The organism is Mucilaginibacter sp. 5C4 (genome assembly GCF_034345625.1).
In the GTDB taxonomy this organism is placed as follows: Bacteria; Bacteroidota; Bacteroidia; order Sphingobacteriales; family Sphingobacteriaceae; genus Mucilaginibacter; species Mucilaginibacter aurantiaciroseus.
In genome coordinates, this window is sequence record NZ_CP133775.1 from 2925881 (window position 1) to 2940650 (window position 14770).

Below are 14770 nucleotides of genomic sequence, written 5' to 3' on the forward strand. Positions count from 1 at the left end.
TTATTTTAAAACAACATTTAAACCTACAGAGAAGGTACGGGTACGCGGGTAGATCCCGTTATCTACACCTGATGAGCTGCCGCCGCTTGCATCCAGTTCAGGATCTAAACCGCTGTAGCCTGTAATTAATGCCAGGTTTTGGCCGGTTAACGATACACGGAACGCGCTGATGTATTTGGCCTTAACATTTATCTTGTATCCAAACGACAGGTTTTCCCATCTTAAATAAGAACCATTCTCTAACCAAAGGTCAGACCCGTACTCTGTAGAGGCAATTCCCAACGGGACAGCACTTTGCAGCAGGTTTGATTTACCCAGGTTTTCTAACAGGCTAAATTTTTGCCTGATAGCATTATAGATCTTGTTACCGCCGGAACCACGCCATACCATAGATACATCAAAGTTTTTGTAGCTAAAGCTTGGTGTAAACGCGTAGTTATATTTAGGTAACGATTGGCCTTCTTCTATCCTATCCGCGCTTTGCACGCTGGTATCAAACTTGCCATCCTTGTTTTGATCTACCACAGTTTCGGCATTGTTGGCATTCTTGCCATCGTGCTGCAAGATCAGGTAAGTGCCAATTGGCTTGCCCTGGATCAGGTATGCATTTGCACCCCATGATACATAGTTGGTAGGGATATCGTAACCCTGGATGTTACCGCCAAGGCTTGTTACCTTATTCTTCATGATAGACCCGTTACCTGCAAGGGTCAAGGTCATTTTGCTGTTCCGGATAACGGCGTAGCTTAAAGCAAACTCTAAACCCTGCCTTTTTAAACTACCCACGTTTGCAAGTATATTACCTGTTAAAAACGGCCCAACAAGTGGCACGGTGTAGTTAAATAAAAGGTTGTCTGTATTTGATGAATAGGCATCAACACTACCGTAAAGCCTGTCGTTAAACAGCGAAAAATCTAAACCTAAGTTGGTTTGCTTAACCGTTTCCCACTTTAAATTTGGGTTTGAGTTTTGTGTTGCCGCATAGTTAGGGATAATGGCACCACCAAAATAAACCGAACCTGCCTGGCCCACTAACGGGATAGAGTTGTAAGGCGTAATACCTTGCTGGTTACCTGTAACACCATAACCGCCACGTAGCTTTAATGAGCTAAAGATGCTTTGGTTTTTCATGAAATCTTCCTGATCTATACGCCATGCCAATGATGCCGATGGGAAGTTGGCCCATTTGTTATTCACACCAAACACGGTTGAACCATCGCGCCTGAAACTTGCGGTTAACAAGTATTTATTGTTGTACGAATAATTGAACCTGCCTAAGAACGATACCAGCCTTCTCTCATTTTTGTATGATGAAATATCGCCAACGGTAGCTCTTGAAATATCGCCTAATTGCAATGCGTTGTAGGTAGCAATATCATTAATAAAACCTTTGGCCTGGGCAAAATTGCCATTGTAGGTTTGGGCCTGCCACTCGTAAACGGCTGTAGCATCAATATGGTGCAAACCAAAATCGTGCTTGTAGCTCAGGTTAATGTCCATCAGTTTCTCATCGGTATGCTTGTTGTTCACGTTAGCAACACCTTTAAAATCAATAGCTGATTGGATGGTTGATGAAACCGGTGCGTAGTAGCCCGAATTTTCGTCAACCTTTCTCCAGCTGCCAAACCACCCTGCCGATAACCCTTTATAGATATCGAGGTTAGCGTTTAAGCTGCCAAAAAGATTGTTAATGTTGTTATCGTTTTTGATTGTAGTAGCCACCGCGTATGGGTTGGTGTACTGGAACACGTTGGGGTCGCGGTAAAAAGTACCGTCGGCATTTAATACCGGGTCGGTAGGCCTTGCTACGTACGCCTGGCTTATCAGGTTGGAGTTGAAGGCAACGTTACCTACCCCTGTTGGGCTGTAAGTGGTTTTGTTGATGCCACTGTTCAGGTTCATGGTAAGGGTAAGCCTGTTATCTAAAGCTTTTTGGGTTGCTATGATACGGCCTATGTATTTTTTATAGCCCGAATTGATAACGATACCAGTTTGATCTATAGCGGTTACCGATGCGCGGTAGTTGAAATCATTAGCGCCGCCGCCAAATGCCAGCGTATGGTTTTGCGTAATACCGTTTTTGGTAAGGATGTTGTACCAATCGGTATTGGAACCGTGGTTTGCAGATGCATCTACACCTTGTGCAGAAGCTTGCGCTGACCAACCCGCGGCATCCAAAAACTTCAGTTTTTTAGCGATCACGTCTATTGAAGTATTCTCGGTGATTTCTACACTGGTTTTACCTGCTATACCTTTTTTTGTGGTAACCAAAATAACACCCGGCGCACCACGTGAACCGTAGATAGCTGTCGCAGACGCGTCTTTCAGGATGTCTACCGATGCTATCTCGCTTGGCGGCACCTGGTTTAACAGATCAAGGTTACCCTGGATGCCATCAACCACCACTAAGGGGTCGTTACCGCCCTGCAGCGACGTTATACCACGGATGCGCACACTTGGCGATACACCCGGCTCGCTGCCTACCTGCGAAATATTAACACCTGCCGCTTTACCTGCCAGCTGTTGCAGCGGGTTGGTAATTGGGCCGGGGTTTAGGTCCTTAGCACCAATGTTAGATACCGAACCGGTAATGTCTGATTTACGGCTGGTGCCGTAACCCACAACCACCACTTCTGACAGTGATTTTGAGTTTTGCGCCATCTGGACGGTAAGTGACTGGTTAGCCACCATCGTTTTTTCGGTTACATCATAACCAACAAAGGTTATGCTTACCACAATAGCTTGCTGCGCACTTTTGATCTCAAAGGCACCGTTTACATCTGTAGCGGTAGCTATCTCGGTACCTTTTACGCGAACTACGGCGCCCGGTAAAGGTTGGTTGTTTTCGTCAACCACTTTACCTTTAAAGGTTGCATTTTGCGCAAAAGTTAGCGTAGCACAAAGTAGGAAAAGCACGGTCAAGCCGTACTTGAATAAGGAAATGTGTTTCATTTAAAACGGTTTAATTTGGTTTAATAATTGGGCTGCCGTTATGAGAGCGGCAACAGGATCAAAGTAAAAGAGCTTTACGCGTGTATACAATATGTATAGAAGCTGATATTAAAAAAACCAAGACGGTATAACTATCAATTATTTGATAATGAGGTATTTATTAAAAAAAAACAGGGAGGCTGATATAGATAATCACAAGTGTAATATCTAAAATAAAGGGATTTAGCACATTATGCAACAGAGTTTTCGGGAGAAAATGGAGCGTAATTCTGCCCATAACATCGGGCTTGTAGACAAAACATAAAATTAAATTATTACCGGAAGATCTTTAACGGCTTTAATGCCCATCACTTTATCCTCAAATACATCATTGGGTACAAAGGACCGGTTCTTTACTTTGGTTTTGTAAGTGTAGATGGTGTTTACCGAATAGTTGAGGATCTTGGCGATGGTTTCGTTCTCATCTATCCCTAACCTTATCAGCGCGAAGATGCGCAGCTCGTTGTTCAACAAATGCCCCTCGAACAGGTTGGTTTGGTGGTCGGAATCAAACAGCAGGTTAAAATCCTCCACAAAATTCGGGAAGATATTGAGGAACACCTTATCAAAACTGTGCGACAAGTTCTCGCGCTCAAAATTGGTATTGAGGCGGTTTAGCACAAGCTGTACCTCATCGTAGCGTTTCTCTTTTACGATCTTTTCTATCGAGCGTTTGAGGCGGTCGATCTTTTCGATATAATCCGAGTGGATGTTAAAGAAGTTGCCGATGTACTCATCCTTGATCATGTTGGCCTCATCCAGCTTAATATTGGTATGGGTAAGCGAGCGATTGGCTTGATCAAGCGTATTATTAACCTTGGTGAGCGACGCGTTGGCCGTATTCAGGTCGTTGTTCTTTTTAACGATGATCTCATCTGCAATGCGCAGTTTCTTTAGCTGGCGCGATGTGATCACCGAGAAGATGATGACCACTACAATGAGCAGCGTAATAATAGAAGCATACATCATCAGCGAGCGCTTTTGTTTCTCTATCCCGTTGATCTTCTCGTTCTCTATAATGGGCAATATGCTGCTTATTTGTGCTTCGCGATGGCGGGCGCCGTAAAAGGTAGCGTCGTTTATAGCATTATGAATGTAGAGAAATGCATTTTTTGTGTCACCACTTTCATACAATCTTGTTGCTAAATTTGTAAGTGCTACAGATTCTTTGGTGGAGTGCATGTTATCGATAATAGCCGCCTGCATTAAATGCTGCATCCCCAGATCGTTATTCTTGTTTAAAAAGTAAATATAACTAAGGCAGCTTAAGTTAACCGCGCTGTCCTGATAGGTTTGCGGCAGTTTCATAATAGCCAGGTAAGGTGCTAAAGCCGCTTTGTAGTCCGCGCTGCGCAAAGCCTTCAACCCAGCCGCCGACAGGTACTCGTAAGTGTTTGGTTTGTGCGTATTCAGTATCGAATCGCAATACTTTAGGCCAATGGCGCTGTAGTGATAGTAATAATCGTCTATCTTATCAAAATCGCCAATATCAAAGTGGCTGCGGGCCTGCAGGAACAGGTATTGAAATTTCTGCTGATCGTTTAAGTAGCGGGTGTTTACCTTGCTCAACGTATCCAGCCCTTCTTTGAACATCCCGGCAGATATCAGCACAAAGCCCATATCAACCTTGGCGTAGTTTATCTTGTTTTGATCTTTAAGCTGGTAGGCACATACGTTCAGCTTTTTGCTGTATACGTAGGCGGAATCGTGCACAAAGGATTTATAGGCATCAAACAATTTTTGGTAATACCCATACCTCGCGTTTAGCGACGAGTAGTTTAACTTAAGCTCCAGTTTGATCTTATCAATCGCCACTACCCTCGCCTGGTCGTTCTGCTTTTTATTATCAAGGATGGTATTGAGCACTTTTTGCAGGCTGTCAATTTTATCCGAGGCCTTCACATTTCCTGCGTGCAACAACAGCACAAATAATGCGCTGCAACAAATCAGTATAAATTTATATAGGCCACCGGTTCTCATTCACTAAACTTTACAATAATTGGTACTGCAAAATAAGTAATTTATGTGATGAAATTTAGTCATAAACAAACGCATCTATTCCGATACCATATACGTCGAAAAAAAGGCGTTTGAAAGTCGTTTTCAGGACGGAAAAATGTCATAAAAATGCTTGATTTTACCAACAATAATTTAAATGGGGATGTGCTAAAACGCATCCTTTTTTTTGTGATTTTATTGTATTTTCGTTTATGAACTACCTTATAGTTCAGCTTACCTGCCTGCTCGCTATCATTGTGCGCTATTTGAACGAACGCTTTTCGGTGGGTGCTGTCCGCTCCTTTACCCCGAGTGCGTTTATTCAGAATAGGAAAAAGATAGATCCGGAAGTTTTCAACCATCTATCAAGGGTAACCGCGCACTCATGAAACTGATTATGGATAAATACCTGGTTAACTAAATAGCCACAAAAAAGCCCGGATAAGTTATCCAGGCTCCAATATATTATGGTGTGATATTATTTAACGCGCTCAACGTATTCGCCGGTGCGGGTATCAACTTTAATTCTATCGCCCTGGTTTACAAACAAAGGCACTTTAACTTCCACGCCGTTTTCGGTAGTAGCGGCTTTTAACGCGCCCGATGAAGTATCGCCTTTAACAGCAGGTTCGCTGTAGGTAATTTCTAACTCCACAAAGTTAGGGGCTTGTGCCATAATAGGCTCTTCGCTTTCAAAAGATACAATTACGTTCATACCTTCTTTAAGGAACTTAACCGCGGGGCCAAATAAAGCCTTGGGGATGTTATGCTGGTCGTAAGTAACGTTATCCATGATCACCATAGATTCGCCATCTTCGTACAGGTATTGAAAATCGTTGGTTTCTACGCGGCAAATCTCCACCTGCTCATCTGTTGCTAAACGGGCTTCAACAATTTTACCGGTTTTAATATTGCGGAATTTATCCAGGTAAAACGCCCCTCCCTTACCAGGTGTGCGGTGTAAAACTTCGGTAACAGTTACCAACTCGCCGTTAAAGCGTAATATATTTCCTACTTTAATTTCAGATGCCTTTGCCATGTAAATTGCTATTGTAAATTTAAGCCCCAAAGATAAATTAAGTTCTGATAAACCACGCTTAAAAATTCGGCACTTTTAATTGTATACTTACAGTAATACTTAGGATACTGATACTGCCCTTTTCAAGGCAGGTTACGAATGGCCGCTTATACCGGCTTAAGCATCGTTTTGCCGGATTGTAATAATTCTTGCGTAATAGTTCGGGTATAGGTTTTAATCTCTTCCTGGAAATCAGCTACCGAAGCACCGCCGCGAATTTCCTCCAATCGTTTTTCCCAGTTGCCCGTTAGTTCAGCTTGCGCAATACGCTGGTGTTTCACGATCTCGTATACCGACAGGCCTGTTTCGGTGGGTACAAGGTTTTTCTTTTCCCGGAGGATGTATTTTCGCGTTAGTAAAGTTTCTATAATAGCCGCCCGGGTGGCCGGTGTACCTAAGCCGCTTTCTTTCATTGCTTCCCGTAGTTCTTCATCTTCAATTTCCTTACCGGCAGTTTCCAGGGCTTTTAGCAAACTGGCTTCATTATACAACGGCTTGGGCTTGGTTTGCTTTTCAAGTACGGCCTTATTCAGGATAGGCAGGTCTTCCCCCTGTATCACTTTAGGCAGCGTAGGGTTCTCTTCATCTTTTTTCTCCTCATCCTTATCGTTGAACACCGCGCGCCATCCCGGTGTTTGGATAACGGTACCGCTGGCCATAAACTTCGAGCCCGAGAGTATAGTAATTTTGGTGATTTCCTTAATACAATCCTTGTGAAAAGCTTCCAGCATCCGTCCTGCCACCATATCATAAATAGCTTGCTGATCGGGCATGAGCTGGTACGGCGTTACGCCGGTAGTTAATACGGCATGGTGATCGGTTACCTTTTTGGCATTAACACTTCGTTTACTCAATTTTGCACCTGTTAGTAAGGTGGCTTGCTTGCCAAAAGCCTGATGATCTGCCAATTTACTGATCAAATCCGGCACTTGAGCAAAAACATCATCGCCTATGTAGCGGCTACCGGTACGCGGATAAGTAACTAATTTACCTTCATATAAATTCTGCAACAATCCCAGTGTCTGATCCGCGGTAAAGCCCTTGCGTTTATTGGCTTCCTGCTGCAGGCTGCTCAAATCGTGCAACAAAGGCGGCGGTTCTTTACGGGGCTTAGCTTCCACCGCTAAAATATTACCGGTAGTTTCAACAGCGTCTAATATGGCTTGCGCTTCTTCTTTTGTTTTATAATTCTTCTCTGAAATGGCACGGAATGCCTGGCCATTTTTATCCGGCTGAATAGCTACCTGGTAATAAAGCTGCGGTACAAAATCCTTGTTTTCCAGGTAACGGGCGCAGATCATTGCCAGCGTTGGTGTTTGCACCCTACCCAATGATAAAACCCCTTTATTACCCGAAGCCAAACTCAAAGCCTGCGTCGCATTCATTCCTACCAGCCAATCGGACTGCGAACGGCAATGCGCCGAACTAAACAAAGTGTCGTAATCTGAACCCGGCTTCAGGTTCCGAAAACCATCTTTAATAGCTTCATCTGTTTGTGATGAGATCCATAACCGCTTGAAGGGCTTTTTGCATTTAAGAAAGTAATAGATATAGCGGAAGATAAGCTCACCCTCGCGCCCCGCATCCGTTGCTACAATGATCTCAGTCGCCTCGTCAAATAGCTTTTTGATAATATCCAGTTGCTTTTTAGCACCCGCATCCTCTTTACCATCCTTTTTACGAAGCGTTAATTTAAATTTAGCTGGCAGCATAGGCAAGTTTTGTACGTTCCAGCCATAATAGCCATACTCCTGCGGCGTGGCCAGTTGTAACAAGTGCCCAAAAGCCCAGGTAAACGTATAACCTTTACCTTCCAGGTAACCGTCGTGCTTGTTTGTAGCACCAAATACTTTGGCTATCTCTCGCCCTACGGATGGTTTCTCGGCTATAATTACTTTCATATCTGGTTGTGGCGAAAGTAAGCAACCCGGCCCCGGCCTGCAAGCTATGTGGATAAATCCCATCGGCCGTTGCTTACTTTGTTGCCCGAAAGTTCAAAGGGTTTTATTGAAAGCCCTAATTTCGTTCCTAAACTATTTTTTTCTACTTTCGCCGCCTTTCAATTTTAAGGAATGAAGCAATACTTATACGGAATTGATTTTGGTACGACCAACTCGGCCCTGGCTATTTTTGACGAGGAAAGCCGCGAAATAACCCATACGATCATTATTCCTTCGCTAATTTATTTTCATCAAAATGTGGCCGAAGGACATGTGGTTGGTGAAGCGGCCGTTGCAGCTTACCTCAGCGACAATATGAAAGGGCGTTTCATCAAATCGGTAAAGCAGGTCCTATCGCGCAGCAGTTTTACTGAGACCCGGATCCATAATAAACGCTACAATGCGTCAGACCTCGTTGCCATCATTCTAAAAGAGCTTAAAGACCGTGCAGATCAATTGACTGGCCAGTATTGTCAAAAAGCGGTGATAGGCAGACCGGTGTTCTTTGATGATGACGACGTACAAAAGGATACCTTAGCACAAACCAGGCTTCAGAAAGCTGCCGTGCTTGCCGGTTTCACAAATGTACGGTTTCAGTTTGAGCCAATTGGAGCGGCCTTCGCATATGAAAAAAGCCTTGTTAAAAAGGAAAAGGTATTGGTAGCCGATTTGGGCGGCGGCACCACAGATTTCACCTACCTGGTGCTGGACCCTGAAAAAGCGAACAGTAATGACCGTAAAAGTGACATGATGGCAAATGGTGGCATTTACATAGGTGGCGACAGTTTCGATTCGACTTTTATGTGGGAAAAGGGCACACCCTATTTTGGCAAGAATTCCAAATATGAAGCAACACCGGGGAAAGTCTTAACCGTACCGGTCTCCCTGTTCGCCAATATTTGTTCCTGGGAACAAATGAATTTTTTTAACGGCCTGCGTATTAAAAAAGACATTGAAGATTATTACTATTTTTCGGGCAACGACCGAAAGTTCAAGAACCTGATTACTTTGATCGACAATAACTTGGGTTATTCGGTTTTTCAATCCATCGAACAAATGAAAATCAGGCTGACCGAAAAAAACGAAGCATCGTTTCGCTATCATCAGTCGGGAATAGATATAGACGAGAATATCAGCCTGGCTGAATATGAAAATATCATATCCAAGGATATTGAACGGATCGCAAACTACCTTGAAAGTTTCTTGCAAAAAAACAATATCGACCCCAAGGATATCGACAGTCTTTTCCTTACCGGGGGTACATCAATGGTTAGCAGTATTCAAAGTCTGTTCAGGAAAAAGTTCCCGCATGTCAAACTTAATTCAGGAGATAATTTTAAAAGCGTAGCCAAGGGCTTGGCTTATAGCGGTTATCTTTTCGAAAACTAAGGCTTTGATTAGGCCGGTATGACTTCCGATGCTATTTTTTTAAGGTCTTCTTTGTTCAGTATCGTCTTCTTTTCGTAATGTTCCAAATGAAAGCTTTCAAGCTTCTGTAGAAGATATTGTAAGGTGAATTTTTCAGCAACCGTTAGTTTTCCGGTAATGATCTTACCCACATAACTGGTATGTTCAAATACGCTGTATAATAACCCTTTCCCTTCGGCAGTAATAGCGATATGCTTACTTCTTTTATCCTTTACATCGTCCCATTGCCTTACGAGCCCAGAAGCAATCAACCGCCTGATCACTTCTGTACCGGATGTTTTTTCCTGCAAATTATGGCTGATCAGTTCACTCTTCGATAAATGGTTATGCGTAAGCAAAATTGCCAACGCCGTAAAATCTTCTGTAGTTTGCAAAGGCGTTCCTTCCAAAGCTTTTTTAATATAAGATTTCGCGTAACGGCTCATAAAAACAAACATCCGGCTAATATTATTATCCAATTGATAGGCAATATCCAATGCTGTGGTATCACTGTTGCCAAACCTCACTTCATTATTAATATTGTTCCCGCTAGGGTCGCCAACTTTATTCAGCAAAAAACCTGTAAAATCCTGAATGGAAACTTCACGCGCATGGTTCTCAGCTTCCAGTTCCTCTACAAGGCTAATCAATTGGTGAATAAGTTGGTATGATTTCATAGTTCTTTAAAATTAAAAGGTATCGGCCGGGTGTTCAAATTTAGTTCCTTTTACTTACTTCCGGGTTTTGCATTTTGAATGCAGCGTAAGCCTTATAGTAGCTTTGCTTACTATCGCCCTGCGGTTTAAAGCTTTTTAGCAAGTTCAATGTTTTTATGAGCGTAAGCTTATAAGCGGGTAATTCAGGCGCGTCAATTGCCAGCATGTCAGCAATTTCCTTTCCAAGAAGATAGCGCATCAGGCCTAATATATCATTTGCAGTTGCCTTGCTTTTATTTACAGCTAAGATATGATTGGTTAAGGACTGAGTCAATTCCTGCCCATGTTTAGAAACTTGAAATTGCCGTTGTTTAATAATAGAATCCAGTTGATGCGCTCTTTTAGAATTTTCAGGAATAAGGTCTTGGTCCAATCCCGACAAAGATCCAACTACCGCCCAAATATGCATAAACGCTGCCTGATCTTCGTGGCTTACATTGTACCCCAGCATCCGAAGCCCGCGAATAACTATAAGTGAAAAAGAAAGGTTGGTCCCCGCCATGTCCTCCTCATTGATTGGCACTCCCCAGCTGTTATCCCACTTATCGCTTTGAAGCGTGTAATATCGAACCGCAGCGTGCATGATACGTACTTTTAAGATCTCGTCATAAGCTTTTCCATCCTTACTAAAAGCATCAGGCCCCATCACTTCCCAAACAAAAATGGCGGTATCATAAAGCCTCTTGGTAGTTTGCTTGCGTATCAATTCAGATAAATACAACACCATAGCACCATTAGCGGCGGTATAGCAATAAGGTAATGATAACAAGCCCAATAAGCTCATTATGATCTCGGAATGCCGGCTATAAAAAGAGGCTCCGGCCTTCATTAATCTTGGTTGCGCCCATTTAGGTAAACTGTTAGCCTTATCTATAAAATCAAAACCAGGGAAAGCATCCTTTAATGACTTCAAATGTTCAAATCCTGATTTGCCAACCATCCACTGCTGTAACTGCTTTTTTTTGCTTCATCCGCAAAAACGAGCCTAATAAATTCATCAGCCTGCCGATCGCCCGACAACCGTTTTTTATTTAGCAGCTCATTGTTATATGGTGTGTTACTATTCATTTATGGGTATTGCTTGTATAATAGCTTCAGCAGCAAGCCTGCCACTTTTCATAGCTGCATTAATTGATCCATTCATCAAATAATCACCGCAAACAAGGCATTGGGCATTTAAGCGAATGTCTTTATAATCCGGCAGGTTCCGCACATGCTCATCATTCGGCAATGCATAATCGATATGATATGTTTTTAAATGCTTCCAGTTGATAGCATCGGGATACCAGAATTTAAGCTCATTAATAACATTTTCCTGAAGTTCTTTTTGATTGGCTTTGATATGGTTGCCAATTAGCGATAGTGAAATTAAAGCATCACCACTTTTTGAATAAGCAGGTGATATACTATCCATAATTGCTATATTGTTAACGAGTTTACTAGGCAAAGTATTCAAAGCAATGAGTGGCATTTTAAAAGGCTTTTTTACCGATGTAAAGTACATATTGCTCACAGAATGGTAAGCAACAGGCATTGTTGCAATTGGCGCCGGCGAATTTAACTCATCTGTTGCATTGAGCACGAAGTTGCCTTTGTAAATTTCCCCGTTTGTTGTTGTTACAGAATTAGATTCTATAATCCATACTCTCTGTTTAAATATGATCTCTTCAGGTAACAATCCTTCGGCCAGCTGTTTGGGAATCATCCCCATTCCTCCCTCCGGTATTGCCGCATCGCCTTCGCTGAACATTTTAAACACAAACTCGAACATCCGGCTTGATGTAGTTAACTGATCCTCCAGAAATATCCCCGTCATAAAAGGCCGGAAAAACTGATTCATGATCCTTCCGCTAAAACCCTTACGTTTCAAATACTCCGTGGTCGTAATCTCCGGCGCGGCAAATATTTCCTCTATACTTTTTCGGCCAAGTACTAATTTGAGCTTTAACATCCGCATTTTATCCACAAATGTTGCTGCCGGAGACAGTAGTGTACTTATAAGAGAACTAGGTTGCCTGATAGGATCGCCCATATTAGTAATCCCTTTTCTATTGAGTATCAAAGCGCCCGGGTCAAATTTACAAAGCTTTAATGCGTCATAATCTAAAAAACGCTTTGCTTCAGGGTAGGCGGTTAAAAACACTTGGAACCCCCTGTCGAGGAGGAAACCATTAACCTCATCTGTACGTACCCTGCCGCCTACTGCATCAGAACCTTCCAGTATGAGTACTGATTTGCCTGCTTCCTTTAATACTTTGGCAGCGGTTAAACCGGCTAAACCGGCTCCAATAATAATTACCTCAGCGTCGTTTTTCATGCCTTTATGATAAGATCGCTATCCTCTGATAACAAATAAGGTTTTACACCGGGTTTTGCATAACCCAATTGCCCCACAAGTTGCGGAAGATAATAAGTATCTAAGCCGGCGACAGTCATTGTTCCTGCATTAATGTGATCAATAGTTCCGTCTGCTTTTATCAAAGCATCTTCGGTTAAAATATGAACAACTTCGCCGATGACTATAGTAGTGCCATTAATTTCCATATCAATAACTTCACGAAGTTCCAGCCCGATACGAATGTTGGACTGGCCTACAAAAGGCGCTTTAAAGCCTTTAATATATTGTTTTTTAAAACCGCATGCGTCAAATTCAGAAACGCCGGATGGATAACTGGCGCTGGTTTGGTGTGCTTGCATATACCAATCGGGTAACACGTTATTAAGTGTGTACTCCCCTGTTGATGTAATATTAATAAGGGTATCGTTATGCTCGCGCTCCGGCCGAAGCACCAAACCAATAAGCGGAGGATTTGCCCCCAGGTGAAAAACAGAACTTATAATGCATAAATTGGTTATGCCATCTGTGCTGCTTGTACCCAACAAATTTAAAGCCCGGTAACCAATTAAGCTATTGATAAGGCTTATCCGGTAATGCTTTTCTAACTCATATATCTCGTCACTTTTAAAGTTTGTCATCTCAAATTGTTTTTTAATTGCCTAAACCATTTCTACACTAAAATCCATTTACCCGATATATTTTAAAAATTCATTCTTTGTTTCTGCATTTAAAAACTGCCCGCAGTATTCGGCCGTAAGCGTGGTACTGCCTGCATCCCTTATGCCCCGGCTGGATACACAATGATGATGTGCATCAATAATAACCGCTACATCATCTGTACCTAAAGCTTCTTTCAACATATTGGCAATTTGCATGGTCAATCTTTCCTGCACCTGTGGCCGTTGAGAACAATACTGAACAATCCTGTTTAATTTTGATAAGCCGATTACCTGCCCGTTACTGATGTAAGCCACGTGAGCTTTGCCTACTATTGGTACAAAATGATGTTCACAGTTACTGAACACCGCAATATTGCGTTCCACCAGCATTTGCTTATATTGAAATGGATTATTAAATAATGTCGGCTTAGGCTTATTAGCCGGATTAAGGCCGCTGAATATTTCCTTTACATACATTTTAGCCACCCGCTTCGGCGTATCTTTTAAACTATCATCATCCAGGTCCATCCCTAAAACCTGCATAATACCGGTAAAATATTTGGCTATCAGTTCCATTTTGGTATCATCATCCATCTCAAATGCATCAGGCCTTAATGGGGTATCAAAAGCAGAACTGTAATGTTCTTGTTCAAGGTCGGTTATTACCTGCTCTACCATTATGTTATTTATGCTGTCGTTATTTATCATGAAATTATGTTAGCATTAGTATAAATTATTCTTTTATCTGGTATAACACTTCCTTCTTGTTTCTGCAGTGTTGGCTATGTGCTGTTGTGAAGTATTAATTCGCATCAAATTTAATTCAATTTTGTACTATAATATATAAAATAGTATAACAATGTATTAATTAAGAAAGATTATAAATTAACATTTCTGCATTTTTTTCCAATTTCATCTGGATCATTTCTTTTTTAGCCATAGCAGGTGTTAATATTCGCCCTTTTTTAAATAATAGAATCCCTATACCTAAATTATCACAGGGCGGCAAAAACTGCTTTAATAGGCATTGGTGTTACAGCAATTATTTTATTGGTAGCTTCGAGCGTTAGACGTTCAGTTGGGCCTACCCACAGCTATTATTGGAATATTGACTTCAATAGTCGTAATTATTCGTGCTAAAAAGAATCCAATAAAGATCGTTAAGGCGTATCGTGGGCAATATTGCCGCTTGTTGCAGGCCTGTTTGTTATTGTAGAAGCACTTAACAAAACAGGATTAATCCAAACTTTGACCCACCTCCTCCATCAACAGGCATCACATTCTGTAGTGGCAACAGCCTGGGGAAGCGTTGTAATTGTAGCATTTATCTGTAACCTCATGAATAATTTACCAGCGGGTTTAATTGCGGGTAATGTAGTACAGGGCCGGGTTTCCGAATTGATAACAAGTGCAGTTCTAATAGGTGTTGACCTTGGCCCTAGCCTATCTATTACCGGCTCGCTTGCAACCATATTGTAGCTGGTTGCATTAAAGCGCGAAGGCCAGACAGTTAGTGCCTAGGCAATTCTGAAACTTGGCGCTGTAGTTATGACAGTCGCGCTATTATTTTCTTTAGGGTCGCTATGGCTTTTATAGCTAAAAATAATAAACCAACTTTTACAAGAAATTTAAAAAGCTATTTT

12 protein-coding genes are annotated in these 14770 nt (G+C 42.1%); 3 read left to right on the forward strand and 9 right to left on the reverse strand.

Annotated elements, in window-relative coordinates; all coding sequences use genetic code 11:
* A complete protein-coding gene (locus tag RHM67_RS13725) occupies window positions 1-2952 on the reverse strand; it encodes a TonB-dependent receptor (RefSeq protein ID WP_322227353.1) in 2952 nt (983 codons plus the stop codon).
* A 306-nt stretch (window positions 2953-3258) separates the two neighbouring features.
* Window positions 3259-4971 carry a DUF6377 domain-containing protein gene (locus RHM67_RS13730; RefSeq protein WP_322227354.1) on the reverse strand — a complete coding sequence of 571 codons (1713 nt, stop codon included), beginning with the start codon at window positions 4969-4971 and terminating at the stop codon, window positions 3259-3261.
* 230 nt (window positions 4972-5201) lie between these two features.
* Between RHM67_RS13730 and RHM67_RS13735 the strand changes: the two genes are divergently transcribed.
* The gene (locus RHM67_RS13735; RefSeq protein ID WP_322227355.1) at window positions 5202-5378 is read left to right on the forward strand and encodes a hypothetical protein; all 177 of its coding nucleotides are present in this window, start codon (window positions 5202-5204) and stop codon (window positions 5376-5378) included.
* 89 nt (window positions 5379-5467) lie between these two features.
* Here RHM67_RS13735 and efp read toward each other — a convergent pair whose 3' ends face one another.
* Together efp and topB are read right to left on the reverse strand one after the other, a co-directional pair.
* Window positions 5468-6028: an elongation factor P gene (gene efp / locus RHM67_RS13740; RefSeq protein ID WP_322227356.1), complete on the reverse strand. Its 561-nt coding sequence runs from the start codon at window positions 6026-6028 to the stop codon at window positions 5468-5470.
* 146 nt (window positions 6029-6174) lie between these two features.
* Window positions 6175-7968: a DNA topoisomerase III gene (topB, locus tag RHM67_RS13745; protein WP_322227357.1), complete on the reverse strand. Its 1794-nt coding sequence runs from the start codon at window positions 7966-7968 to the stop codon at window positions 6175-6177.
* Between the two features lie 171 nt (window positions 7969-8139).
* Between topB and RHM67_RS13750 the strand changes: the two genes are divergently transcribed.
* Entirely contained in the window at window positions 8140-9396 is a 1257-nt protein-coding gene (locus RHM67_RS13750; protein ID WP_322227359.1) for an Hsp70 family protein, read from the forward strand.
* An 8-nt stretch (window positions 9397-9404) separates the two neighbouring features.
* Here RHM67_RS13750 and RHM67_RS13755 read toward each other — a convergent pair whose 3' ends face one another.
* The 5 genes from RHM67_RS13755 to folE all read right to left on the reverse strand — a co-directional run bounded on the left by RHM67_RS13755 (window position 9405) and on the right by folE (window position 13835).
* Complete coding sequence (locus RHM67_RS13755) at window positions 9405-10091, reverse strand: MarR family winged helix-turn-helix transcriptional regulator (RefSeq protein ID WP_322227360.1); 687 nt, start codon at window positions 10089-10091, stop codon at window positions 9405-9407.
* A gap of 40 nt (window positions 10092-10131) precedes the next feature.
* The gene (locus RHM67_RS13760; RefSeq protein ID WP_322227362.1) at window positions 10132-11070 is read right to left on the reverse strand and encodes an oxygenase MpaB family protein; all 939 of its coding nucleotides are present in this window, start codon (window positions 11068-11070) and stop codon (window positions 10132-10134) included.
* A 120-nt stretch (window positions 11071-11190) separates the two neighbouring features.
* Window positions 11191-12447 (reverse strand): NAD(P)/FAD-dependent oxidoreductase, encoded by a 1257-nt coding sequence (locus RHM67_RS13765; protein ID WP_322227363.1) that lies wholly within the window; start codon window positions 12445-12447, stop codon window positions 11191-11193.
* On the reverse strand, window positions 12444-13106 hold the full coding sequence (locus RHM67_RS13770; protein WP_322227364.1) for a flavin reductase family protein: 663 nt from the start codon (window positions 13104-13106) through the stop codon (window positions 12444-12446). Before RHM67_RS13770 ends, RHM67_RS13765 begins: the two co-directional genes overlap by 4 nt.
* Before the next feature lie 48 nt (window positions 13107-13154).
* Window positions 13155-13835, reverse strand: a complete 681-nt coding sequence (folE, locus tag RHM67_RS13775) for a GTP cyclohydrolase I FolE (protein WP_322227365.1) — start codon at window positions 13833-13835, stop codon at window positions 13155-13157.
* Between the two features lie 474 nt (window positions 13836-14309).
* Between folE and RHM67_RS13780 the strand changes: the two genes are divergently transcribed.
* Window positions 14310-14606: an ArsB/NhaD family transporter gene (locus tag RHM67_RS13780; RefSeq protein ID WP_322227366.1), complete on the forward strand. Its 297-nt coding sequence runs from the start codon at window positions 14310-14312 to the stop codon at window positions 14604-14606.
* Window positions 14607-14770: the final 164 nt, after the last annotated feature.

Excerpts from the sequence above, each read along its gene's own strand:
- RHM67_RS13770 (WP_322227364.1), bottom strand. The coding sequence starts at position 13,106 with ATGACAAACTTTAAAAGTGACGAGATATATGAGTTAGAAAAGCATTAC.
- RHM67_RS13750 (WP_322227359.1), top strand. The coding sequence starts at position 8,140 with ATGAAGCAATACTTATACGGAATTGATTTTGGTACGACCAACTCGGCC.
- efp (WP_322227356.1), bottom strand. The coding sequence starts at position 6,028 with ATGGCAAAGGCATCTGAAATTAAAGTAGGAAATATATTACGCTTTAAC.
- RHM67_RS13735 (WP_322227355.1), top strand. The coding sequence starts at position 5,202 with ATGAACTACCTTATAGTTCAGCTTACCTGCCTGCTCGCTATCATTGTG.
- RHM67_RS13755 (WP_322227360.1), bottom strand. The coding sequence starts at position 10,091 with ATGAAATCATACCAACTTATTCACCAATTGATTAGCCTTGTAGAGGAA.
- RHM67_RS13730 (WP_322227354.1), bottom strand. The coding sequence starts at position 4,971 with ATGAGAACCGGTGGCCTATATAAATTTATACTGATTTGTTGCAGCGCA.
- RHM67_RS13765 (WP_322227363.1), bottom strand. The coding sequence starts at position 12,447 with ATGAAAAACGACGCTGAGGTAATTATTATTGGAGCCGGTTTAGCCGGT.
- topB (WP_322227357.1), bottom strand. The coding sequence starts at position 7,968 with ATGAAAGTAATTATAGCCGAGAAACCATCCGTAGGGCGAGAGATAGCC.
- RHM67_RS13760 (WP_322227362.1), bottom strand. The coding sequence starts at position 11,070 with ATGGTTGGCAAATCAGGATTTGAACATTTGAAGTCATTAAAGGATGCT.
- folE (WP_322227365.1), bottom strand. The coding sequence starts at position 13,835 with ATGATAAATAACGACAGCATAAATAACATAATGGTAGAGCAGGTAATA.
- RHM67_RS13725 (WP_322227353.1), bottom strand. The coding sequence starts at position 2,952 with ATGAAACACATTTCCTTATTCAAGTACGGCTTGACCGTGCTTTTCCTA.